Here is a 22,343-nt window from a genome sequence, read left to right on the forward strand (position 1 = left end):
TTCCGTCCTGTCGGGAGGCATTCCCGACGCTCCGGTCTGCTGAATAGGATCGAATACATGAAGCTTGAACTGCGCGGCATCACGAAGAGATTCGGGGCGCTGACAGCCAACGACCACATCGATCTCACCGTCGAACAGGGTGAGATCCACTGTCTTCTCGGGGAGAACGGCGCCGGGAAGTCGACGCTGATGAACGTTCTCTACGGCCTCTACCAGGCCGACGAAGGAGACATTCTGCTGGACGACGTCGTCCAGCACTTCGATGGACCCGGTGACGCCATGGCGGCCGGCATCGGCATGGTGCACCAGCACTTCATGCTGATCCCCGTCTTCACCGTCGCCGAGAACGTCATGCTCGGCCACGAGCAGACCCGATTCGGAGGTCGTCTCGACCTCGCGGCCGCTCGCGCGAAGGTGCGCGAAATCTCGGACCGCTTCGGATTCGCCGTCGACCCCGACGCGCTCGTCGAAGACCTGCCCGTCGGCGTGCAGCAGCGCGTCGAGATCATCAAGGCGCTCTCGCGCGAGGCGAAGGTGCTCGTGTTCGACGAGCCGACCGCCGTGCTCACCCCGCAGGAGACCGACGAGCTGATGGCGACGATGCGCCAGCTCAAGTCGCAGGGCACGTCGATCGTCTTCATCACCCACAAGCTCCGCGAGGTCCGCGAGGTCGCCGATCGCATCACCGTGATCCGCCTCGGCAAGGTCGTCGGCGAAGCATCGCCCACGGCCTCGAACGAGGAGCTCGCCTCGCTCATGGTCGGCCGCGCGGTCGAGCTCACGGTGCACAAGGACGCTCCGACGCTGCGCGACAACGGCCTCAGCGTGCAGGGCCTCACCGTCACCGACCGCTCCGGCATCGTCCTCGTCGACGACGCGAGCTTCGAGGTGCGCGGGGGAGAGGTCCTCGCGATCGCCGGTGTGCAGGGCAATGGACAGACCGAGCTCACCGAGGCGATCCTCGGCCTGCAGGATCACGTGCGCGGAAGCATCCGTCTCGACGGCGAAGAGCTCGTCGGACGCAGCGTGCGCCAGATCCTCGACGCGGGTGTGGGCTTCGTGCCCGAGGATCGCAGCGTCGACGGTCTCGTGAAGGAGTTCTCGATCTCGGAGAACCTCATGCTCGACCGGTCGTTCGGCGGGGAGTTCGTCTCGGCCGGAACGGTGCGCCGTGGCGCCCTCGACGAGTTCGCGCGCGCCAAGATCGCCGAGTTCGACATCCGCACGCAGGGGCCCGCGCAGGCCGCCGGCCGACTGTCGGGCGGAAACCAGCAGAAGGTCGTCCTCGCCCGCGAGCTCAGCCGCGATCTCGCGCTGTTCGTCGCCGCGCAGCCGACCCGCGGAGTCGACGTGGGATCGATCGAGTTCATCCACAAGCGCATCATCGACACGCGCGATGCCGGTGTTCCGGTGATCGTGATCTCGACCGAGCTCGACGAGGTCGCCGCCCTCGCCGACCGGATCCTCGTGATGTACCGCGGCCGCGTCGTCGGCATCGTGCCCGGCAACACCCCCCGCGATCAGCTCGGTCTGATGATGGCGGGCATGAACGGAGAGAGCGCATGAGCGTCGCAGAGACCAAGGGACCGCTCGCCGAGCCGGAGACCGTCGTGGCGCCTTCGCGGTGGCGCGTCGCCTTCCAGCAGATCGTCTCGGGCAACGCGATCATCTCGGTGCTCGCCGTCCTGATCGCGGTCGTCGTCGGCTCGATCATGATCGCGGCCACGAACGAAGAGGTGCAGGAGACGGCGGGGTACTTCTTCGCCCGCCCCGGTGACATGATCGCCGCCGTCTGGCAGGCCGTCAGCGGTGCGTACGCCGCGCTGTTCCGCGGCGCGATCTACAACTTCAACGCCGATGACTTCGCCACCGGCATCCGCCCGCTGACGGAGACGCTGAAGTTCGCCACGCCGCTGATCGCGGCCGGACTCGGTGTCGGCCTCGCATTCCGCGCCGGTCTGTTCAACATCGGTGGTCAGGGGCAGATGCTCATGGCGGCCGCGGCGGGTGGCTACGTCGCGACCCAGATCGACATGCCGTTCCCGCTGCACCTGATCGCCGCCGTCATCGCCGGAATGGTCGCCGCAGCACTCTGGGCCGGCATCGCCGGGATCCTCAAGGCGCGCACGGGCGCGCACGAGGTGATCACGACGATCATGCTCAACCACATCGCCTTCTACCTGCTGGCCTGGATGCTGGCGACGCAGGGCATCCTGCAGGCGCCGGGATCGAGCAACCCGAAGACGGCGCCGATGCCCGACTCCGCCGTGCTCCCGCTGCTGCTCGGAGACACGTACAAACTGCACTGGGGCTTCCTGGTGGCGCTGGCCGCCGTCGCCTTCACGTGGTGGCTGCTCGAGCGCTCGTCGCTCGGTTTCCGCTTCCGCGCGGTGGGCGAGAACCCCGCGGCGGCCCGGGTCGCGGGTATCGACGTCGGCAAGATGTACTTCGTCGTCATGCTGATCGCCGGCGCGCTGGTGGGTATCGCCGGCATCAGCCAGATCCTCGGCACCGAGACCAGCGGCTTCGGCGGTTCGATCGACGCGGGCATCGGTTTCGACGCCATCACGGTCGCCCTGCTCGGGCGCTCGTCGCCGATCGGCATCCTCGGCGCAGGACTCCTCTTCGGTGCGTTCAAGACCGGTGGCTTCACGATGCAGTCCTCGCAGGGCATCCCGATCGAGATCGTGCTCGTCGTGCAGTCGCTGATCGTGCTCTTCATCGCGGCGCCCCCGCTGGTGCGCGCGATGTTCGGTCTCCCGCAGCCCGGGCGTCCCTCACGCAAGAAGACCCGAGCGGCCAAGAAGTCGCAGAAGCAGGAGGTGTCGGCATGAGCGCCGTCACGAATGCCGCCGTCGCGATCGAGGAGCCGCGCGCCGTCGCCGTCGCCTCGTGGAAGGCGCCGATCATCTTCGGGATCTTCACGGTCCTGTTCGCCCTGCTGCCGTTACTGGCCCCGCGCGACGGCGAGACGACGTTCCGCCTGGCCTCGGCCGACGCGTTCTTCGCGATCCCCGACGTGATCCTGCCCGCGAACGCGACCGCATGGGTCGCCGTCGTGGTGCTCGCCGCGGTCACGGTCTTCGCGTTCGTCCGGGCATCCGCTCGTCGCAGCATCCCGCTGTGGCTGGTGATCGTCTACGTCGCGGCGCTCCTGCTGGGCTTCCTCGCGTGGGCCGCCGCCGGTGAGACGCTGCGCATGATCAGCCTGCTCGGGGGAGCGCTGGCCCTGGCCACGCCCCTGATCTTCGGTGCCCTGGGCGGCGTGATCGGCGAGCGCGCCGGTGTCGTCAACATCGCCATCGAGGCGCAGCTGCTGGCGGGTGCCTTCTCGGCCGCGATCGCCTCGTCGATCACCGGGTCGCCGTGGGCGGGTCTGGTCGCCGCGATGGGGGCGGGCATGCTCGTCTCGCTCGTGCTCGGCGTCTTCACGATCACGTACTACGTCGATCAGGTGATCGTCGGTGTCGTGCTCAACGTGCTGGTGATCGGTCTGACGACGTTCCTCTTCCGAGTGGTGCTCGCCCCGAACACCGAGACCCTCAACAGTCCGGCCACGTTCGACACCGTGTCGATCCCCGTGCTGAGCGAGATCCCGGTCATCGGACCGATCCTGTTCCGCCAGTCGTTCATCGTCTATCTCATGTTCGTCGTCGTCGCGCTCGTCTGGTTCGGTCTGTACCGCACCCGCTGGGGTCTGCGTCTGCGGGCGGTCGGCGAGCACCCGCAGGCGGCGGACACGGTCGGCATCAAGGTGCTGGCCACCCGCTACCGGGCGATCCTCCTCGCCGGTGCCGTCGCCGGCATGGGCGGCGCGTTCTACACGCTCGTCTCGGTGCCGCGCTTCAACCAGGAGATGACGGCGGGCGCGGGCTTCATCGCCCTCGCCGCCGTGATCTTCGGTAAGTGGGACCCGATCAAGGCCACACTCGCGGCGCTGCTGTTCGGCTTCGCCACCAACCTGCAGGGCGTGCTCAGCGTCATCGGATCCCCGGTGCCGAGCCAGTTCATGCTCATGCTGCCGTACGTCGTGACGATCTTCGCGGTCGCCGGCCTCGTCGGGAAGTCGCGGGCTCCCGCGGCCGACGGCGAACCGTACATCAAGTCCTAGGAGAGACATGACAGATATCGACTGGGACGAACTGCGTCAGGTCGCCTCGTCGGCCATGGAGAAGGCCTACGCCCCGTACTCGCGCTACCGCGTGGGGGCTGCGGCGCTGGTGGGCGACGGGCGCATCGTGGCCGGCTGCAACGTCGAGAACGCCTCGTACGGAGTCACCCTGTGCGCCGAGTGCGCTCTCGTCGGCGATCTGCACATGTCGGGCGGCGGCCAGCTCGTCGCCTTCGTGTGCGTGAACAACGACGGGCAGACGATCATGCCCTGCGGACGCTGCCGTCAGCTGCTGTTCGAGCATGCGATGCCCGGCATGCTGCTCGAGACCGTCTCCGGCATCCGCACGATCGACGAAGTACTGCCGGATGCGTTCGGCCCCCGCGACCTGGAGGACGCACGATGAGCACGGTGGAGCCCTACGACGCGGTCGACGTCATCCGCGCGAAGCGCGATGGTGGAGCAGTTCCGGAGCCCGCCCTGCGGTGGATGGTCGACGCGTACACGCGCGGCTACGTCTCGGACGCGCAGATGGCCTCGTTCGCGATGGCGATCTTCCAGCGCGGCATGGAGCGCGACGAGATCCGTGTCCTCACCGACGCCATGATCGCGTCGGGGGAGCGGATGAGCTTCGCCTCCCTCGGCAAGAAGACGGTCGACAAGCACTCGACGGGCGGCGTGGGCGACAAGATCACGCTGCCGCTCGCCCCGCTGGTCGCGGCGTTCGGCGTGGCGGTGCCGCAGCTCAGCGGCCGCGGCCTCGGCCACACGGGCGGCACTCTCGACAAGCTCGAGTCGATCCCCGGGTGGCGGGCGGCGCTCAGCAACGAGGAGATGTTCGCCCAGATGCAGGGCGATGTCGGTGCGGTGATCTGCGCGGCCGGCTCCGGTCTCGCCCCCGCCGACAAGAAGCTGTATGCGCTGCGCGACGTGACCGGAACGGTCGAAGCGATCCCGCTGATCGCGTCGAGCATCATGTCGAAGAAGATCGCGGAGGGCACGGACGCCCTCGTGCTCGACGTCAAGTTCGGGTCGGGTGCCTTCATGCAGGACATCGATCGCGCGCGCGAGCTCGCTCGTACGATGGTGGCGCTCGGCACGGATTCGGGCGTTGCGACGACGGCCCTGCTCACCGACATGAACGTGCCGCTCGGCTTCGCGATCGGCAATGCGAACGAGGTGCGCGAGTCGGTCGAGATTCTGGCCGGCGGCGGTCCCTCCGACGTGCGCGAGCTCACGATCGCACTCGCTCGCGAGATGCTCGCGCTGGCCGGTCAGCCGGACGCCGACGTGGAGGCGGCGCTCGACGACGGGCGCGCGATGGACCACTGGAAGGCGATGATCCGTGCGCAGGACGGCGACCCGGATGCCGCGCTTCCGGTCGCCCGCGAGACCCACGTCGTCACGGCGCCCGCCGACGGCGTCGTCAGCCGCATGGACGCCCTTCCGTTCGGCATCGCGGCCTGGCGTCTCGGCGCCGGCCGCGCACGCGCCGAGGATCCCGTGATCTTCGAGGCGGGAATCGACCTGCATGCGAAGCCGGGTGACCGGGTCGTCTCCGGACAGCCGCTGTTCACGCTCTCCGCAGCCGACGACGCTCGCTTCCCGCGGGCGATCGAGGCGCTCGAGGGAGCGTGGCAGATCGGTGCGGACGCGCCGGAACGCGGACCGATCGTGCGCGAACGCATCACGGCCTGACCTCCGGCCCGCTACCCTGAACACGGCGGTCACCACCGCCACTATTTCTGCGACTGGAGGATCCCCATGGCGATCGATGCGAACGGCGACGTCAAGATCCAGGGGATCTCCCTGCGGAGTCTGCCCAAGGTGTCGTTGCACGACCATCTCGACGGCGCGCTGCGTCCGTCGACGATCGTCGAGCTGGCGGATGCCGCCGGCATCGAGCTGCCCCAGAGCGATGCGCGCTCCCTCGGCCGTTGGTTCGCGAAGCAGAGTGATTCGGGCTCGCTGGTCGAGTACCTGAAGACGTTCGACCTCACGATCGCGGTCATGCAGACCTCGGAGGCGTTGACCCGGGTGGCCCGAGAGTTCGTGCAGGACCTGGCGAAGGACGGCGTGATCTACGGCGAGGTGCGCTGGGCGCCCGAGCAGCACCTCGCGGGCGGTCTCAGCCTCGAGCAGGTCGTCGAGGCCGTGCAGCAGGGTATCGAGGAGGGCGAGGACGCCGCGGACGCCGCGGGGCACAGCATCCGGGTCGGCCAGCTGCTGTCGGCGATGCGCCAGCACGATCGTGCGCGGGAGATCGCGGAGCTCGCGGTCGACTTCCGTGGGCGCGGCGTGGTGGGCTTCGACACCGCGGGCCCCGAAGACGGCTTCCCGTCGTCGAACTATCGCGAGGCCTTCGACTACCTCGCCGACAATTTCTTCCCCGTGACGGTGCATGCCGGCGAGGCGGCCGGTCTCGACTCGATCCGCTCCGCCCTGCTCGACGGACGCGCTCTGCGGCTCGGGCACGGCGTGCGCATCGCCGAGGACCTCGAGGTCATCACGCGCGAGGGCGACGAGGTGCAGGTGCAGTTCGGCGAGGTCGCGCGCTGGGTGCGCGACCGCGAGATCCCGCTCGAACTGTCGCCGTCGTCGAACCTGCAGACCGGGGCGGTCGCCGCCTGGGGCTCGGAGCTCGCCGATCACCCGTTCGATCTGCTCTACCAGCTCGGCTTCGCCGTCACCGTGAACGTCGACAACCGCACCATGAGCGCCACCTCGCTCACCCGAGAGCTCGCGCTTCTCGTCGAGGCGTTCGAGTACGACCTCGACGACCTCGAGACCTTCCAGTTCAACGCGGCGGCCGCGACGTTCCTCCCTGTCGAGGAGCGCGAAGAGCTCGTGGAGATGATCGCCGAAGGCTTCGACGCCTGACCATGACGACTCGGGGGAGCCGTTCGCGGGCACGGCGCAGACGCCGGGCGATCTGGATCGGCGCGGTCGTCGCCGTGGTGGTCGTGGTCGGCGGTGCCGCTGCAGCGTTCACGTGGACGAACGGGGAGCCCGAGGCGATCCCGCGCGTCGAGGCGACGCCCATCGAGCGCCCACTGACCGCGGCGCAGCAGCTCGTCGCCGACTCCGGCGATCCGGACGGATGCGCCGTGTCATTCGCGGGCGAAGCCATCGCGCTCGACATGCAGGTGCAGTCGCAGGGCGGGCTCTACCAGCATCTGCCGATTCCGGCGCAGGACGGTCGCGTGTTCGCGGGGTGGTACGCCACCGCCGACGACGCGGCAGCGCAGAACGTCGCGGCGCGCGTCAACGGCGCCGACACCGTCGTGTGCACGGATGCCGAGGTCGAGCTGTTCGGCGCGTGGACGACGCCGGAGGCGAACGCGGCGGCCGATGTGCAGGTGCCGATCCTCATGTATCACCAGTTCACCTCGAACCCGGAGGGGGAGTCGGGCTGGCTGCGTGGAAACTACGCCTACATCGGCGACTTCGAGGCGCAGATGAACCACATCGCGACGACCGGCTTCTACCTGCCCACGTGGGACGAGTTGAGCGCGTTCATCGACGGTCGGCTGTCGCTTCCCGCGCGCTCCGTCATCATCACCGATGATGACGCCGACCAGACGTGGTTCGACCTCGCCGTACCGGTCGTCGACAAGTACGAGCTGCTCTCGACGTCGTTCATGATCACCGCGTACCGGCAGGACCCGCCGCCGTCGCGATACGTGCTGCGCCGCTCGCACACGCACGACATGCATCAGGCCGGGGCCAACGGCCGGGGCAGGATGGAGAACTGGACCGCCGACGAGATCGCCGCCGACCTCAACACCTCCGGCGACGTGCTGGGCGTGCGCGAGGTCATCGCCTACCCGTTCGGGCACTACAACGACACGGCGAAGCAGGGTGTGGCCCAGGCGGACTTCGAGATGGCCCGCACGATCGAGCCGGGCTATGTCGGGATCGGCACCGACAAGCTGGCGCTCCCCGTCGTGCGCATCGACTACGGCATGGGCCTCGAGTCGTTGATCTCGCGGATCGGCTGAGCGCTGAGATCGGCTGGCCTCCGCACTCAGCCCGCGGCGGCCTGCGCCTCCTCGGCGAGGAACGCCCCGAGGAGTTCGGTGACCGTGGCGTGCATCTCGTCCTCGGAGATCGACGGCGCGCCGTCACCAGCCTGCGGCCCGTAGTCCCCGAACGAGGCGTGCGAGGCGCCGTCGATCTCGACGAGGTCGGCATCGGCGGGCAGGTTGCCGCGCGCATCCGCGATCTTCGCCGGCGTCGAGAGGCCGTCCTCGGAGCCTGCAAGACTCAGCACCGCGAGATCGGTGTCGGACAGATCGGTGGCGCAGTACGAGCCGAAGAGCGCGAGGGCATCGGCATCCGCCGCGAGCTGGCAGGCGCGCACGCCGCCCAAGGAGTGGCCGCCCACCACCCACACGTCGACATCGGGCGCGGCGGAGGTGAAGGAGTCGAGGGGGCGCGGATCGAAGAAGGCGAGGTTCAGCCAGGGGCGCGTGATCACGACCGTGACGCCCTCCTCGGCGACGCCCTGCAGGATCGCGGCATACGCCCAGGGATCGACCTTCGCGCCGGGCACGAAGACGAGACCGATCTCGGAGTCGCCGTCGGCGGGCGCGAGGACGATACCCTGCTCTGCGTCGTCGACCGTGATCGCTGGGTTCTCGCGCACGGCGGCGAGGGGTGCCTTCTCCGCCCCCATCACACCGATCTGACTCCAGGCGACGATACCGCCGGCGCCGAGCACGACGATGATCAGGATGCTCCACAGCGTCCACTTCAGGACGCGCCGGCCACGCTTCTTCTGCACCTCTCCAGCGTACGCGCCATGCCGGAGAGGCCCCGCTCACGCGGGCTGCGCGAGAGCGCGCTGCTCGCGGCGGAGCGCGCCGCGGTAGGCGTCCTTGTTAACGTAGTAGGCCATGCGGTCGAGGTTCAGGTAGTGGTACCCGCCGGTGAGGTCGGGCCAGGCGGAGTCGGTGACTCTCGCGCGGAACCGGGCCGCGCGCGCCGGGTCCTGTTCTGCCGCCTCGAGGTACGCGGCGAGCAGCTCGGCCTGTTCGTAGCGGCCCTGCCAGCCGATGCCGGATGCCTCGATCATCCCCATCACGTACAACCCGTTGAAGGATGCCGGGAACACGTGCAGGAAGAGCTCGGGGGAGGCGCCGCGCCAGTTCAGGTGCGCGGGGTCGACGAACGGGTAGTCGAGCCGATAGCCGGTCGCGAGGAGCACCAGGTCGTAGTCGCCGGACGATCCGTCGCGGAAGCGCACGGTCGAGCCGTCGAAGCGGTCGACGTCGGGCCGGACGCGCAGATCGCCCTGGCCGAGGTGATCGAGCACCAGGGTATTCACGATCGGATGGGATTCGTAGATACGGTAGTCGGGCTTCGGAAAGCCGAACCGCACGGGGTCTCCCGTGAACGCGCGCAGCACGCGGGAATCGAGCGCCTGCTTGAGTCGGGCGGGGAGCGGACGACCCTGGTTCAGTGTGTCGCTCGGGCGACCGAAGAGGTAGCGCGGAACGAAGTAGTAGCCGCGACGCACGCTCATGTCGATCGCGTCGGCATGGTGCACGGCATCCACCGCGATGTCGCAGCCCGAGTTGCCGGCGCCGACGATGAGCACCCGGCGTCCCGCGAGCTGCGCCGGGGAGGAGTAGGCGCTCGTGTGGAGCAGCTCGCCGGTGAACTCGCCGGGGAAGGCGGGGAGGTTCGGTTCGGCGAGTGTGCCGTTGGCGAGCACGACGCCGGCGTACCGGCGCGTGTGCTCGCCGTCGGGGCCGCTACTCGTCAGGTCCCAGCCTCCGTCGCGGGGGTCGAGGCGCGTGACGCGCGCCTCGAAGCGGAAGAGCTCGCTGATGCCGAAATGATCGGCGTACTCCCGGAAGTACTCGAGCAGAGCCGCGTGCCCCGGATAGTCGACCGTGGTTCGCATCGGGAACTCTCGGAACTCGGTCGTCGTGCGTGACGAGATGAGGTGCGCCGACTCGTACATCGTGCTGCGCGGGTTGGAGATGTCCCAGAGGCCCCCGACTCCGTGCGAGGCCTCGTAGCCGTCGACGGGGATGCCGCGCTTCTGCAGCGCGCGGACGGCGGCCAGGCCCGACGGGCCAGCGCCGATCACGGCATAGGTGTCCATGTTGCCCCCGCACATCCGTGTACCGAAAACGCCCCCGCACCCCGATCGTATCGGGGCGCGGGGGCGGAGCAGAACAGTCGGTCAGGTGGCGCGGAGGGCGTCCTGCCGCGCGGCCACGACCGCCTCGACGTCCGCGAAGAGCGGATGCTGCGGCTCCAGTCCCGTCGTGCGCGTGGTGAACGTCTGCGCGTCGAGCGTGTCGAGCAACTGGCGCAGCTCGACGGCCTGGGTGTCCTCGGCATCCTCGAACTCGAGGGTCGCGGCGATGGCCGCCACGAGCGCGTCGGTCGACAGGCCGTGCTCGGCCGCGGCGGCGGCCGGACCGATGAACCGCTCGTGCCGGGAGATCTTGCGCAGGGGCTGGCGTCCCACGCGCTGCACGGTGTCGACGAGCGCGGGATTACGGAAGCGCTCGAGGATGGTCGCGCGGTACTCGGCCAGATCTGCCGGGTCGAGCCCGTGGGTCGCGGCGAGCACCGCCGAGGTCTCCTCGAGGGCCGCGCCCACCGCCGCAGCGATCCGCGGATCGGCGAGGGCGTCGGAGATGCGGTCGATGCCGGCGCGGGCGCCGAAGTACGCGGTGGCCGCGTGGCCGGTGTTGACCGTGAACAGCTTGCGCTCGATGTACGGGGCGAGGTCGTCGACGAAGTGCGCGCCGGGGATGTTCGGCAGCGTGCCGCCGAACGGCCCCTGCTCGATCGTCCACTCGAAGTACGGCTCGACCGTGACGTCGACGCCTGCGCCCTCGGGCTGCGCCGGGACGATGCGGTCGACGGCGGTGTTCGCGAAGACGGCCTTCGCGAGCAGCTCGTGCGCGTCGGCGCCCGCGGCGCTCTCGATCTCGGCGCGGAGCAGATCGGTCGCGCCGATCGCGTTCTCGCACGCCATGATCACCAGCGGCGCGGCGTCGGGGGAGCGGCGGGTGAGGCCGGCGACGATGGTCGGCGCGATGAAACGCAGCACGGTCGGTCCGACCGCGCAGGTGACGACATCGGCCGTGGCGACCTCGTCGGCCGCGGCATCCGGATCGGTCTTGCTGTTGACGGCCCGGAACCCGGTCACGGTGCGATCGACGCCGCCCGGTCCGACCTCGTGCACGGTGTACGCGTCGACCGCATTGATCGCGTCGACGAGTGCGTCCGCCACATCCGAGAAGACGACCTCGTAGCCGCCCTCGTGGAGCAGGAGCCCCACGAAGCCGCGGCCGATGTTACCGGCGCCGAACTGGACGGCCTTCATCCCTCGTTCACCGCCGAGAGCAGGGCGAAGAGCTCATCCGGGGTCTGCGCGGCGTTGAGCTTCGCGACGTCGTCCTCGTCGGAGAACAGGATCGCGATCTGCGAGAGGATCTCGAGGTGCTCGTCACCGCGTCCGGCGATGCCGATCACGAACGTCGCCGGCTCGCCCGCCCAGTCCACGCCTCCGTCGTAGCGCACGACGGAGAGGGCAGAGGCGAGGATCGCGTCCTTGGTCTCGTTGGTGCCGTGCGGGATCGCGAGGCCGTTGCCCATGAAGGTCGAGACCGTCTCCTCGCGCTGGCGCATCGCGTCGACGTAGGCCGGGGTCACGGCGCCCACCGAGACCAGGATGTCGGTCGCCTCCTGCAGGGCTTCCTCCTGCGTCGCCGATCCCGGGTGGATGCGGATCTGGTCGAGGGTGAGAACGCTCATGATGATTCCTTTCTGAGAATGGTCCGGTGGGCGGATGCCGCAGCATCCGCCCACCGGGGTGTGTCACGCGTCGGTGTCGCGCTGGGCGCGCACCATCTCGACGACCTCTTCATACTTCGGGGAATTCATGAAGTTGTCGACCGATACGTGCAGGGAGTTCGGCGACTGGGCCTTCGCGCGATCGGTCAGCTGCTGCTGCGTGATCACGAGATCGGCCGTTCCGTCGAGGTTCGCGATCGCCTGGTTGGTGACCGTGACGCCGTCGACGCCCGCCTTCTTGAACTTGTTGCGCAGGACGCTCGCGCCCATCGCCGAGGAGCCCATACCGGCGTCGCACGCGAACACGACGTTCTCGATGCGGCGGTCGGTGGCGACGGCGGCTCCGCCGGCAGCTGCGCCGCTCGAGGTGCGCAGCGCGTCCATCGCGGCCGACGACTTGCCCTTGTTCGCCTCGGTCTGCGCGATCGCGGCACCGAAGGTGTCGCCCTCTGCCTCGAGATCGCGCTTGCGGGAGGCACGCAGGATCACGGCCGTGATGAGGAAGGTCACAGCCGCGGCGATGAGCACCGACAGGTAGACGACGACGAGGTTGCCCACGCCCGAGCCGATCGCTCCGGCGGTGACGGCGATGATGCTGCCCGGTGCGGCCGGGAAGCCGAGACCGCCGCCGAGGATCATGTTCGTCGTGACACCTGCTGCGCCACCGGCGATCAGCGCGAGGATCGTGGTCGGCTTGCTGAGGGCGTACGGGAAGTAGATCTCGTGGATGCCACCGAAGAACTGGATGACGGCCGCGCCCGGAGCCGAGGCCTTCGCCGCGCCCACACCGAAGAAGGTGAACGCGAGCAGGAGACCGAGACCGGGTCCGGGGTTCGCCTCGATGAGGAACAGGATCGACTTGCCGGTCTCAGCGGCCTGCTCGATGCCGAGCGGGGTGAAGACGCCGTGGTTGATGGCGTTGTTCAGGAAGAGCACCTTCGCCGGCTCGACGATGATCGAGACCAGGGGCAGCAGGTTGAGCGAGACGAGCCAGTCGACCGCCGCACCGAGCACGGCGCTGATGCCGAGCATGACCGGCCCGAAGGCGAAGAAGCCGACGATCGCAAGAATCATGCCGAGGATTCCGGCCGAGAAGTTGTTGACGAGCATCTCGAAGCCGGGGCGGATCTTGCCGTCCCACAGCTTGTCCATCTGCTTCGTGATCCACGCCGCGATCGGGCCCATGATCATCGCGCCGAGGAACATCGGGATGTTGGTTCCGACGATGACACCCATCGTGGCGATGGTCGCCACGACGCCACCGCGCTCGCCGTAGACCATGCGGCCTGCGGTGTTCGCGATAAGCAGCGGCAGAAGGTAGGTGACCATCGGGCCGACCAGACCGACGTAGGCGAAGATGTTGCCGTCGGCGCCCTCGGCGACCGCCGTCATGGCGCCCTGCCATCCGATGACGGCGGAGTCTCCGCCGCCGCCGATGATCTCGGCCACCGGAGCCCAGTGCCAGCCGAAGGGGCTCTTGGCGCCGAAGAATCCAGCGGGGATGAACAGCATGGTGATGAAGCCCCACGCGATGAACGCCGCGATATTGGGCATGATCATGCCGGAGAGGAACGTGCCGAAACGCTGCACGCCCGTTCGGAGCCCGTTCGCCTTGGCGGGGGCTGGTGACGTCGTCGTCATGATGTCGTCTCTTTCTGGTGAGGAGGGAGGGCCGCGGATGCTTCCACCACGGCCAGGCGTGCACCGGCGGCGTCGTCTGCCGCCAGTGCGAGCTCGGCGAGGTTACGGGCCTCGTCGAGCGTGCGTTCGGAGAGCGCGTGGCGGACATCTGCCAGCGCTGCGGGAGCCATCGAGAGGCTCGTGGCGCCGAGGCCCACGAGCACGACGGCGAGGAGGGGATCGGCGGCCGCCTCGCCGCAGATGCCGACGGGCTTGTCCAGGCGTGCGCCGGCGGCACCGACCTCGCGCACCAGGCGCAGCACGGCGGGGTGCCAAGGATCCTGGAATGCCGAGACCGACCCGAGGAGGCGGTCGGCCGCCATCGTGTACTGCGTCAGGTCGTTGGTGCCGATCGAGGCGAAGTCCGCGTGCGCGAGCACCCGGTCGGCGAGCAGTGCGCTCGCCGGGACCTCGACCATGACGCCGGCGGTCTTCAGCCCGTACTCGCGCGCGAGGCCGGTGAAGTACGCGGTCTCCTCGACGGTCGTGACCATCGGCGCCATGACCCACAGATCGGCGGAGGTGGCGGCATCCGCCTCGGCGAGGGCCGTGAGCTGCTCGCGCAGGATGTCCTCGCTCGCCCGCAGGGAGCGCAGGCCCCGGAGCCCGAGGGCCGGATTCTCCTCGTGCGCGTCGTTGAGGAAGGCGAGGGGCTTGTCGGCTCCCGCGTCGAGCATGCGCACGACGACCTTCTTGCCCGGGAACGCGGCGAGCAGCTCGCGGTACGACTCGCGCTGCTGCGCGATCGTGGGCGCCTGGGTGGAGGACAGGAACAGGAACTCGGTGCGGAAGAGCCCCACGCCCTCGGCCCCGCGCTCGACGGCGTCCGCAGCATCCGCGGGCTTGCCGAGGTTCGCGAGCAGCGGGATCGCAGTGCCGTCGGCCAGCGCCCCCGGCGTCGCGGGTGCGGCGTCGGCGGAGGCGCGCTCCGCGGCACGCTGGGCTGCGCGGTCGAGAGCGTCCTGTGCGGGGTCGGCGGTGACGATCCCTGCCGCGGCATCGACGATGACCGTCGTGCCGGTCGCCAGCGTCGCCGCCTCGGTCGCGCCGACGATCGCGACGATGCCCTTCTCACGGGCGAGGATCGCGGTGTGCGAGGTCGGGCCGCCATCGCTCGTGATGAGCGCGAGCACCTGATCGAGGTCGAGCAGGGCGGTGTCGGCGGGGGCGAGGTCGCGCGCCACCAGGACGAACGGATGCCCCGGGTTCGGCACGCCGGGTGCCTCGACGCCGCGCAGACGGGCGAGCACTCGCTGGGCGATGTCGTCGAGGTCGGCGGCGCGCTCGCCGAGGTAGCCCCCGACGGCCTCGAGCGTGGCGCGGAAGCCCGCGAAGGCGTCGTGCACGGCCCACTCGGCGGTGGAGCCGGCGTCGATGCGCTCGTCGACCTCGTCCTGGAGCGTCGGGTCCTCGGCGATCATCGCCTGGGCCTCGAGCACCTCCTGTGCCGATCCGCCGGCTGCCTCGCCGCGAGCGGTGAGCTCCTGGGCGACGACCGACACGGCCTCGCGCACGCGGGCGCGCTCGGCCTCGGCGCCGACGGCGCTGGGCGTCTGGTCGGGCGCGGGCAGCGCCTCGGTCATGCGCACGACCGGGCCCTGCGCGACGCCGAGCCCGATGCCGACTCCGCGCAGCTCGCTCATCAGGATTCCTGGTCGTGGTCGGTGGTCAGTAGTTCGGTGAGCGTGTCGAGCACGCCCTCCGCACTGTCACCGTCGGCCGTGAGGGTGACGTAGTCGCCGTGCTCGATCGCGAGGGCGATGACCCCGAGGATGCTGGCCGCGTTGACGGCCTTGCCGGAATCCTTGGCGATCGTGACGGGAATGCCCGCCTCCTTGGCGGCCTGCGCGAAGAGCTTCGCGGGGCGCGCGTGCAGTCCGTGGGAGGAGCCGATCCGAACGGTGCGTGAAACGGTCATGGTGTTCCTTTCGGGGTTTTCTCCGCGGCGAGCAGTGCGCGCACGATGCTGAGCGTGCGTTCCCCGTCGCGGTCGGCGAAGATGTCGGCGGGCAGGAGGGCGACGGGGGCCCCGGCGCTCGCGCGCAGCGCATCCACCCGGTCCGCGAGGTGCGGGCCGACGAGGAGCGCATCCTGTGCGCCGGGGAAGACGGAGGATTCCACGCCGGCCACCGGGTCCCAGTCGAGACCCGCGTCGGATGCCGCGCGCCGTAGTCGTTGCGCGACGAACGTGCTCGACGCGCCCGCGCCGCACACAATGAGGATCCTCATCGATTCCACCTTCCTGAGAACAGTCTGGGAAACGAGCGGGGTGCGTCGCCAACAGGAACCTTTCCGCCCCCGCGGAACCCCGCTTCCGGCCCCCGGTCCGGCCGTGGCCTGACATCATGGGAGGGCGGCGGACACGGAAGTCGCGCACGTACGACGAGCGGAGGGAGGACCATGTCGCGCCAGCGCCAGGACCAGATCCTCACCGCTCTGCTGCGCCGGGGTTCGTGGGCGACCGCCGCCAGTCTCGCCGATCTGGTCGGAGTGACGCCCCGCAGCATCCGCTCGTACGTCGCCGCTCTCAACGCCCGCGTCGGCGGTGACGCCGTCGAGTCCGGTCCCGCGGGTTATCGCGCAGGCGCCGCCGCGCGCGATGCGCTGCGCGCCCGGTCGGGGGGCGAGTCCGCACCCCGCGATCGTCTGCACGCCGTGGTACGGATGCTCCTCGACGAGCCGGACGGCATCGACATCTACGCGACCGCCGAGCGGATGCACGTGAGCGAGGCGACCCTCGAGGCCGATCTCGCCCGGGTCCGCGGCCTCCTCGACGGCACGGACCTCGTGCTCGAGCGCGATCGGGAGATCGTTCGGCTGCGGGGCACCGAGGAGGAGCAGCGCCGCCTCATCTCGCGCCTCGCGCACGACGAGATGGATGCCGCGTCGTTCCATCCCGAGACGTTCCGTCGTGCGCTCGCCGGTACGGGGATGTCGGCCGAGGCGGTCGGCCCGTTCAAGTCGGCGCTCGTGCGCGAACTCGGCACGCTCGGCTACTTCGTCAACGAGCTCGCGATCTCGGACGTGCTCCTGCACATCGCGATCGCGACGGATCGCGTCGCGGCGGGGTACGCGATCGCCGGCGTTCCGACCGGAGCGCACGACGAGATCCCCCGGGTCGGCGAGACGATCTCACGGTTGGCGACCGAGCACTTCGGCGTCGAGCTGGGGGAGGGCGACAGCCGTCACCTCGCCTCTCTCGTGCTCACCCGGGTCGTCGCTCCCGGTGCGGAGGCGACGCGGGAGGTCGCTCGCAGTGGAGTGGAGGCGGGTGTCGAAGACGCGGTGCGCGCCGAACTCGCCCGGGCCGCGGCCGAGTACGACGTCGACCTCGTCGAGGACTCGTTCGTGCTCCGCCTCTCGCTCCACGTGCAGAATCTGCTCCGGCGCGCGCAGGGCCAGGCCTTCGCCCGCAATCCGCTCACGCGCTCGCTGAAGACCTCGTACCCCATGATCTTCGAGGTCGCGGTGTCGATCGCCTCGGGCCTGCACGACCGGCTGGGCACACCGATCCACGACGACGAGATCGCCTACATCGCCATGCACGTCGGCGGACGCCTCGAACGCAGCCGCAAGGCCGCGACGATCCTCACCGCCACCATCGTCTGCCCGGGGTACTACGAACTGCACGAGCTGCTGCGCTCGAGCGTCGACCGATCGCTCGGCTCGGCGATCGAGGTCACGAGCGTGGTGACCAGCGTCGACCCGGACTGGTCGTCGTTCGACACCGACCTCGTGCTCAGCACGATCGAGCCCGCCCTCACCGGCGATCGCTTCGTCCGCATCCATCCGTTCTTCACCGACTCCGACGTCGAGCGGGTGCAGCAGGCCGCCGGTCGCATCCGCCGCGGTCGCCGACTCACGCACCTGCGTGAGGAGCTCGCCCAGTACTTCGATGCCGATGCCTTCGTGCATCCGCTCCCCGACGAGGGGGAGGAGGCGATCATCCGGCGCCTCGGGGGATTGCTCGTGGACACCGGCGTCATCGGTGAGGACTACGTCGAGAACACCATCGTGCGCGAACGGATGTCGTCGACCGCGTTCACGGATGCGCTCGCGGTGCCGCACGCTCTGCAGATGACCGCCACGCGCACCGCGATCGCGATCGGTGTCGCCGACGGGTCCGCGGCATGGGCGGACGGTCGCGTCCAGGTGGTCGCGCTCGCCGCCTTCAGCGAGGGCGACCGCGCAGCCTTCCAGACCGTGTTCGAGCAGCTCGTCGAGGTCTTCAGCGAGCGCGAGAGCGTGCAGAGGATCGTGCGCCGGGGAACGACGTTCGAGGCGTTCCTCGACGAGCTCGTCGCCGTCATCGACGGCTGAGCATTCGCGCCGTCCCCACGGCTCGTGCCGGAGCGGGTCAGTTCGCCGGTGCGAGGACGGCCGCGAGCGTCTCGAGCAGCTCGTCGGCACCGGGCCCCGCCGCGGTGCGCAGCTCGACGGCGTCGCCCGCGCCGAGCGCGAGGTCCATCACGGCGAGCACGCTGCGCAGGTCGACGGTCGTCCCCTCGGACGTGCGCAGGGTGACCGGTGCGCCGTGGGCCTGCACGAGACGGACGATCTCGGCGACGGGTCGGGCATGCACACCGTTGTGCGCGCTGACGATGACGTGGCGGGTGGGCATGCTCCGATCGTATCCGGGTATGCCGACGGCGCGCGGCTCCGAGGGGCCACGCGCCGTCAGGTCGGATCAGGAGCGCTCGTCGAGGAGCTCCCGCACTCCGGTCTCGATCGTCGCGACCGCCGCGCGGGCCTCGTCGGACGAGGCGCCCGCGGCGTCGATGTACACCTTCAGCTTGGGCTCGGTGCCGCTCGGGCGCACGATCACCCGCGAGCCGTCGTCGAGCCGGTAGCGCAGCACGTCGCCCGAGGGCTGGCCGGCGGCGGCCTGCAGCAGATCCTCGGCCGAGGCGACCGGGCGGCCGGCGATCTGAACAGGAGGCAGCGTGCGCAGGGCCAGCATCACGCGTCCGATGATCGAGAGATCGTCGACGCGGATCGAGACCTGACCGCTCGAGAAGTACCCGTAGGTGTCGCCGAGTTCCGCGAGCAGGTCCGCGATCGTCACGCCGCGGTCGCGGGCCTCTGCGGCGAGGCCGAGGATCGCGACGGCCGCCGAGATGCCGTCCTTGTCGCGGACCGTCTCGGGGTTCACGAGGTAGCCGAGGGCCTCCTCGAAACCGAAGACGATGCCGGGTGCACGGGAGATCCACTTGAACCCCGTGAGCGTCTCATGGAAGTCGAGGCCGTGGTGCGCGGCGATCGCGCCGAGACCCGGCGACGACACCAGCGAGCACGCGAGCGCTGCGCCGGGCGTACCGGCGGCGGCGCGCGCGGCACGAGCGCCCAGGAGCAGGCCGACCTCGTTGCCGGTCAGGCGACGCCAGCCCTCGGGCGCCGAGTCGTCGGGGATGGCGACGGCGAGGCGGTCGGCATCCGGGTCGTTGGCGAGAATGAAGTCCGCGTTCGTGCGCCGGGCGCGCGCGAACGCGAGGTCCATCGCCCCCGGCTCCTCCGGGTTGGGGAAGGAGACCGTGCGGAACGTCGCGTCCGGTGCGAGCTGTTCGCCGACGACGGCGGGGCGCGGGTAGCCCGCGGCGGTCACGATGCGCGCGAAGGTCTCCCACCCGACGCCGTGCATCGCCGTGTACACCCAGCGCAGGCCCGATGCGCCCGCGGGAGCCGGGGCGACCGCGGCCGTGGCGGCCACGTACGCATCGATGACGTCTTCGCCCGCGATCTCGTAGGAGGTCGAGCGGGGTAGAGCAGAGATGTCGCCGGCCTCCGCGATGCGCTGGATGGACGCCGCGATCTCGGCGTCCGCCGGGGCGACGATCTGCGAGCCCCCGTCGTCGCCGCCGAGGTACACCTTGTAGCCGTTGTCGTTCGGCGGGTTGTGGCTCGCGGTCACCATGACCCCGGCATCCGCACCGAGGTGGCGCACCGCGAACGCGAGCACCGGCGTGGGCAGCAGACGGGGGAGCAGCACGGCGCGCAGCCCCGCACCGGCGAAGATCTCGGCGGAGTCGGTGGCGAAGACCCGCGAGTTGCGGCGTCCGTCGTAGCCGATCACGACGGTCGGCGTCGCGCCGCCCGCGCGTTCGCGCAGGTACGCCGCGAAGCCCGCGGCCGCCTGCGTCACGAGCACGCGGTTCATGCGGTTGCTCCCCGCACCGAGTTCGCCGCGCAGGCCCGCCGTGCCGAAGGCCAGGCGGGCGCCGAAGCGGTCGTCGAGGTCGGCCAGCGCGGCCTCCTCGCCGCTCGCCGCGCGCGTGATGATGCCGGCGAGCTGGTCGCGGGTCTCGTGGTCGGGATCCTGGCGCATCCAGGCGCGCGCCTGGGCGAGCCGCTCCTCGCTCACAGCGCCTCGACCACTCGGGCGAGGAGAGCCGAGATCACCGGCTCCGCCTCGCGACCGGCCTCGATCACCTCGGCGTGGCTGAGGGGAGTCGTCTGGATACCGGCGGCGAGGTTCGTGATGAGGGAGAAGCCGAGCACCTCCATGCCCGCCTCGCGAGCGGCGATCGCCTCGAGGGCGGTCGACATGCCGACGATGTGACCGCCGATGGCCTTCGCCATCTGCACCTCGGCCGGCGTCTCGTAGTGCGGGCCGCGGAACTGCGTGTAGACGCCCTCGTCGAGGCTCGGGTCGACGCTGCGGGCGATGTCGCGCAGGCGCTTCGCATACAGATCGGTGAGATCGATGAAGGTGGCGCCCTCGAGCGGAGAGTCGGCGGTGAGGTTGATGTGGTCGCTGATGAGCACCGGCTGGCCGGGTGTCCAGGTCTCGCGGATGCCGCCGGCGCCGTTCGTGAGCACCATGATCTCGGCGCCGGTCGCCGCCGCCGTGCGCACGCTGTGGACGACACGGCGCACGCCGTGGTCCTCGTAGTAGTGGGTGCGCGCGCCGATGACGAGGACGTTCTTGCCGTCGGGGGTGCGGATGCTGCGCAGGGTGCCGACGTGGCCCTCGAGCGCGGGCTTCGAGAAGCCGGTGACCTCGGTCGCGGGGATGGTCGCGACGGTCTCGCCGATGATGTCGGCGGCCTTGCCCCAACCGCTGCCGAGCGTGAGCGCGATGTCGTGCTTCTCGACGCCGGTCAGCCGGGCGATGTCGGCGGCGGCAGTGGCGGCGACCTCGAACGGGTTGGCGTTCGGGTCGTCCAGGGGGTTGCTGTGAGTCTCGGACATAGGCTCCACTCTAGGAAGGTGACGGCTCGGCTGCCAAGATTGCGGAAGAATGGCTTTCATGTCTTCCACCCCTTTCGAGCGCACTCAGCGCGTCGCCGTCCTCGGCGGCGGTCCCGGCGGTTACGAGGCGGCCCTGGCTGCCGCTCAGCTCGGAGCCGAGGTGACCCTGGTCGAGCGCGTCGGCGTGGGCGGTGCGGCCGTCCTCACCGACGTCGTGCCGTCGAAGAGCCTGATCGCCACGGCCGACGCCGCGGTCGCGATCTCCGAGGCGAGCGACCTCGGTGTGCAGTTCTACGCGAAGGGTGAAAAAGGCAAGCCGCTCAAGCCCGAGATCGCGATCAACCTCGCCGCCGTCAACAAGCGCCTGATGGCGCTCGCCGGGCAGCAGTCGGAGGACATGCGGGCGACCCTCCTCGAAGCGGGCGTGCGCATCCTCTCCGGTCACGGGCGCCTCGAGGGTTCCGACGCGATCGTCGTCTCGACCGGGCAGGGGGGCACCGACTTCGACCGCGTCGAGGCCGACACCATCGTGGTGGCGGTCGGCGCGGCTCCGCGTGAGCTGGACTCCGCCAAGCCCGACGGCCGCCGGATCCTCACGTGGACGCAGCTGTACGATATGAAGTCCCTCCCCGAGCACCTCATCGTGGTCGGCTCGGGGGTCACCGGCGCGGAGTTCGCCTCCGCGTACATGAACCTCGGTGCGAAGGTGACTCTCGTCTCCAGTCGCGACCAGGTGCTCCCCGGCGAGGACCAGGATGCCGCACGCGTGCTCGAGAAGGTCTTCAAGCGCGGCGGCATGACCGTGCTCTCGAAGGCCCGCGCCGACAAGGTCGAGACCACGAAGGACGGCGTCACCGTCACCCTCTCCGACGGCCGTACGGTCGACGGCAGCCACTGCCTCATGGCGGTCGGGTCCATCCCCAACACCGCCGACATCGGTCTGGCGGAGGCGGGCGTCGAGCTCACCGAGCAGGGGCACATCCGTGTGAACCGCGTGGCGCGCACCTCGGTGCCCAACATCTACGCGGTGGGCGACTGCACGAACTTCTTCCCGCTCGCCTCGGTCGCGTCGATGCAGGGCCGCACGGCCGTGTTCCATGCGCTCGGCGACATCGTGATCCCGCTCGACCAGATCAAGATCACGTCGAACATCTTCACCGCCCCCGAGATCGCCACAGTCGGGTACGGCGAGAAGGACGTCCAGGACGGCAAGGCCGACGGCATGGTCTACAAGCTGCCGCTCGCGGCGAACCCGCGCGCGAAGATGATGGGCATAAAAGACGGCTTCGTGAAGCTCATCGCCCGCAAGGGGTCGGGAACCGTCATCGGCGGAGTGATCGTCGCTCCGAAGGCCTCCGAGCTGATCTACCCGATCGCGATCGCGGTCGAGCGGCGCCTCACGGTCGATCAGGTCTCGCGCGTCTTCGCGGCGTACCCCTCGCTGTCGAGCAGCATCACGGACGCGAGCCGGGCGATGCACCTGTTCAACATCTCCTGACGGACCACACGAAAGGCGCCCCACCTCGGTGGGGCGCCTTTC

Annotated in this window: 20 protein-coding genes; 9 read left to right on the forward strand and 11 right to left on the reverse strand. The window is 69.9% G+C overall.

Translation table 11 applies throughout. From position 1 onward, the window contains the following. Window positions 1-57 precede the first annotated feature (57 nt). From ACIPVN_RS15035 to ACIPVN_RS15065, 7 genes are all read left to right on the forward strand, one after another. Window positions 58-1,566 carry an ABC transporter ATP-binding protein gene (locus tag ACIPVN_RS15035; RefSeq protein ID WP_400444410.1) on the forward strand — a complete coding sequence of 503 codons (1,509 nt, stop codon included), beginning with the start codon at window positions 58-60 and terminating at the stop codon, window positions 1,564-1,566. Beyond that, window positions 1,563-2,834, forward strand: a complete 1,272-nt coding sequence (locus ACIPVN_RS15040) for an ABC transporter permease (protein ID WP_400444413.1) — start codon at window positions 1,563-1,565, stop codon at window positions 2,832-2,834. The genes ACIPVN_RS15035 and ACIPVN_RS15040 overlap by 4 nt, the downstream gene beginning before the upstream one ends. After that, complete coding sequence (locus ACIPVN_RS15045) at window positions 2,831-4,111, forward strand: ABC transporter permease (RefSeq protein ID WP_400444416.1); 1,281 nt, start codon at window positions 2,831-2,833, stop codon at window positions 4,109-4,111. The genes ACIPVN_RS15040 and ACIPVN_RS15045 overlap by 4 nt, the downstream gene beginning before the upstream one ends. Window positions 4,112-4,118: 7 nt before the next feature. After that, entirely contained in the window at window positions 4,119-4,517 is a 399-nt protein-coding gene (locus ACIPVN_RS15050) for a cytidine deaminase (protein WP_400444419.1), read from the forward strand. After that, complete coding sequence (locus tag ACIPVN_RS15055; RefSeq protein WP_400444422.1) at window positions 4,514-5,809, forward strand: thymidine phosphorylase; 1,296 nt, start codon at window positions 4,514-4,516, stop codon at window positions 5,807-5,809. Before ACIPVN_RS15050 ends, ACIPVN_RS15055 begins: the two co-directional genes overlap by 4 nt. Window positions 5,810-5,875: 66 nt before the next feature. After that, on the forward strand, window positions 5,876-6,991 hold the full coding sequence (locus tag ACIPVN_RS15060) for an adenosine deaminase (protein WP_400444425.1): 1,116 nt from the start codon (window positions 5,876-5,878) through the stop codon (window positions 6,989-6,991). Window positions 6,992-6,993: 2 nt separating this feature from the next. Then, window positions 6,994-8,112 carry a polysaccharide deacetylase family protein gene (locus ACIPVN_RS15065; RefSeq protein WP_400444428.1) on the forward strand — a complete coding sequence of 373 codons (1,119 nt, stop codon included), beginning with the start codon at window positions 6,994-6,996 and terminating at the stop codon, window positions 8,110-8,112. Between the two features lie 26 nt (window positions 8,113-8,138). Here the strand turns inward: ACIPVN_RS15065 and ACIPVN_RS15070 are convergent, their stop codons facing one another. The 8 genes from ACIPVN_RS15070 to ACIPVN_RS15105 form a co-directional block, all read right to left on the reverse strand. Beyond that, window positions 8,139-8,897 carry an alpha/beta hydrolase gene (locus ACIPVN_RS15070; RefSeq protein WP_400444431.1) on the reverse strand — a complete coding sequence of 253 codons (759 nt, stop codon included), beginning with the start codon at window positions 8,895-8,897 and terminating at the stop codon, window positions 8,139-8,141. Between the two features lie 36 nt (window positions 8,898-8,933). Continuing rightward, entirely contained in the window at window positions 8,934-10,226 is a 1,293-nt protein-coding gene (locus tag ACIPVN_RS15075) for a flavin-containing monooxygenase (protein WP_400444433.1), read from the reverse strand. An 81-nt stretch (window positions 10,227-10,307) separates the two neighbouring features. Continuing rightward, the gene (locus ACIPVN_RS15080) at window positions 10,308-11,465 is read right to left on the reverse strand and encodes a mannitol-1-phosphate 5-dehydrogenase (protein WP_400444436.1); all 1,158 of its coding nucleotides are present in this window, start codon (window positions 11,463-11,465) and stop codon (window positions 10,308-10,310) included. Continuing rightward, window positions 11,462-11,896: a PTS sugar transporter subunit IIA gene (locus ACIPVN_RS15085; RefSeq protein ID WP_400444439.1), complete on the reverse strand. Its 435-nt coding sequence runs from the start codon at window positions 11,894-11,896 to the stop codon at window positions 11,462-11,464. The genes ACIPVN_RS15080 and ACIPVN_RS15085 overlap by 4 nt, the downstream gene beginning before the upstream one ends. Window positions 11,897-11,959: 63 nt before the next feature. Next, window positions 11,960-13,576 carry a PTS mannitol transporter subunit IICB gene (locus ACIPVN_RS15090; protein ID WP_400444442.1) on the reverse strand — a complete coding sequence of 539 codons (1,617 nt, stop codon included), beginning with the start codon at window positions 13,574-13,576 and terminating at the stop codon, window positions 11,960-11,962. Beyond that, the gene (gene ptsP, locus ACIPVN_RS15095) at window positions 13,573-15,258 is read right to left on the reverse strand and encodes a phosphoenolpyruvate--protein phosphotransferase (protein ID WP_400444445.1); all 1,686 of its coding nucleotides are present in this window, start codon (window positions 15,256-15,258) and stop codon (window positions 13,573-13,575) included. Before ptsP ends, ACIPVN_RS15090 begins: the two co-directional genes overlap by 4 nt. Further along, complete coding sequence (locus tag ACIPVN_RS15100) at window positions 15,258-15,533, reverse strand: HPr family phosphocarrier protein (protein WP_247624821.1); 276 nt, start codon at window positions 15,531-15,533, stop codon at window positions 15,258-15,260. The genes ptsP and ACIPVN_RS15100 overlap by 1 nt, the downstream gene beginning before the upstream one ends. Beyond that, window positions 15,530-15,844, reverse strand: a complete 315-nt coding sequence (locus tag ACIPVN_RS15105) for a PTS sugar transporter subunit IIB (protein ID WP_400444449.1) — start codon at window positions 15,842-15,844, stop codon at window positions 15,530-15,532. The genes ACIPVN_RS15100 and ACIPVN_RS15105 overlap by 4 nt, the downstream gene beginning before the upstream one ends. Before the next feature lie 171 nt (window positions 15,845-16,015). On the opposite strand from ACIPVN_RS15105, the gene ACIPVN_RS15110 reads away from it, so the two are divergent. Then, window positions 16,016-17,935, forward strand: coding sequence for a BglG family transcription antiterminator (locus ACIPVN_RS15110; protein WP_400444452.1), 1,920 nt, complete (start codon window positions 16,016-16,018; stop codon window positions 17,933-17,935). Window positions 17,936-17,972: 37 nt separating this feature from the next. Here ACIPVN_RS15110 and ACIPVN_RS15115 read toward each other — a convergent pair whose 3' ends face one another. The 3 genes from ACIPVN_RS15115 to ACIPVN_RS15125 form a co-directional block, all read right to left on the reverse strand. Then, complete coding sequence (locus ACIPVN_RS15115) at window positions 17,973-18,236, reverse strand: HPr family phosphocarrier protein (RefSeq protein WP_400444455.1); 264 nt, start codon at window positions 18,234-18,236, stop codon at window positions 17,973-17,975. Between the two features lie 66 nt (window positions 18,237-18,302). After that, on the reverse strand, window positions 18,303-19,973 hold the full coding sequence (locus tag ACIPVN_RS15120; protein WP_400444458.1) for a phospho-sugar mutase: 1,671 nt from the start codon (window positions 19,971-19,973) through the stop codon (window positions 18,303-18,305). Beyond that, a complete protein-coding gene (locus ACIPVN_RS15125) occupies window positions 19,970-20,803 on the reverse strand; it encodes a purine-nucleoside phosphorylase (RefSeq protein ID WP_400444461.1) in 834 nt (277 codons plus the stop codon). The genes ACIPVN_RS15120 and ACIPVN_RS15125 overlap by 4 nt, the downstream gene beginning before the upstream one ends. Before the next feature lie 49 nt (window positions 20,804-20,852). On the opposite strand from ACIPVN_RS15125, the gene ACIPVN_RS15130 reads away from it, so the two are divergent. Next, the gene (locus tag ACIPVN_RS15130; protein WP_400444464.1) at window positions 20,853-22,301 is read left to right on the forward strand and encodes an NAD(P)H-quinone dehydrogenase; all 1,449 of its coding nucleotides are present in this window, start codon (window positions 20,853-20,855) and stop codon (window positions 22,299-22,301) included. The last annotated feature ends 42 nt before the right edge of the window (window positions 22,302-22,343 follow it).

This window comes from Microbacterium sp. NPDC090003, from assembly GCF_044748385.1.
Classification (GTDB): domain Bacteria; phylum Actinomycetota; class Actinomycetes; order Actinomycetales; family Microbacteriaceae; genus Microbacterium.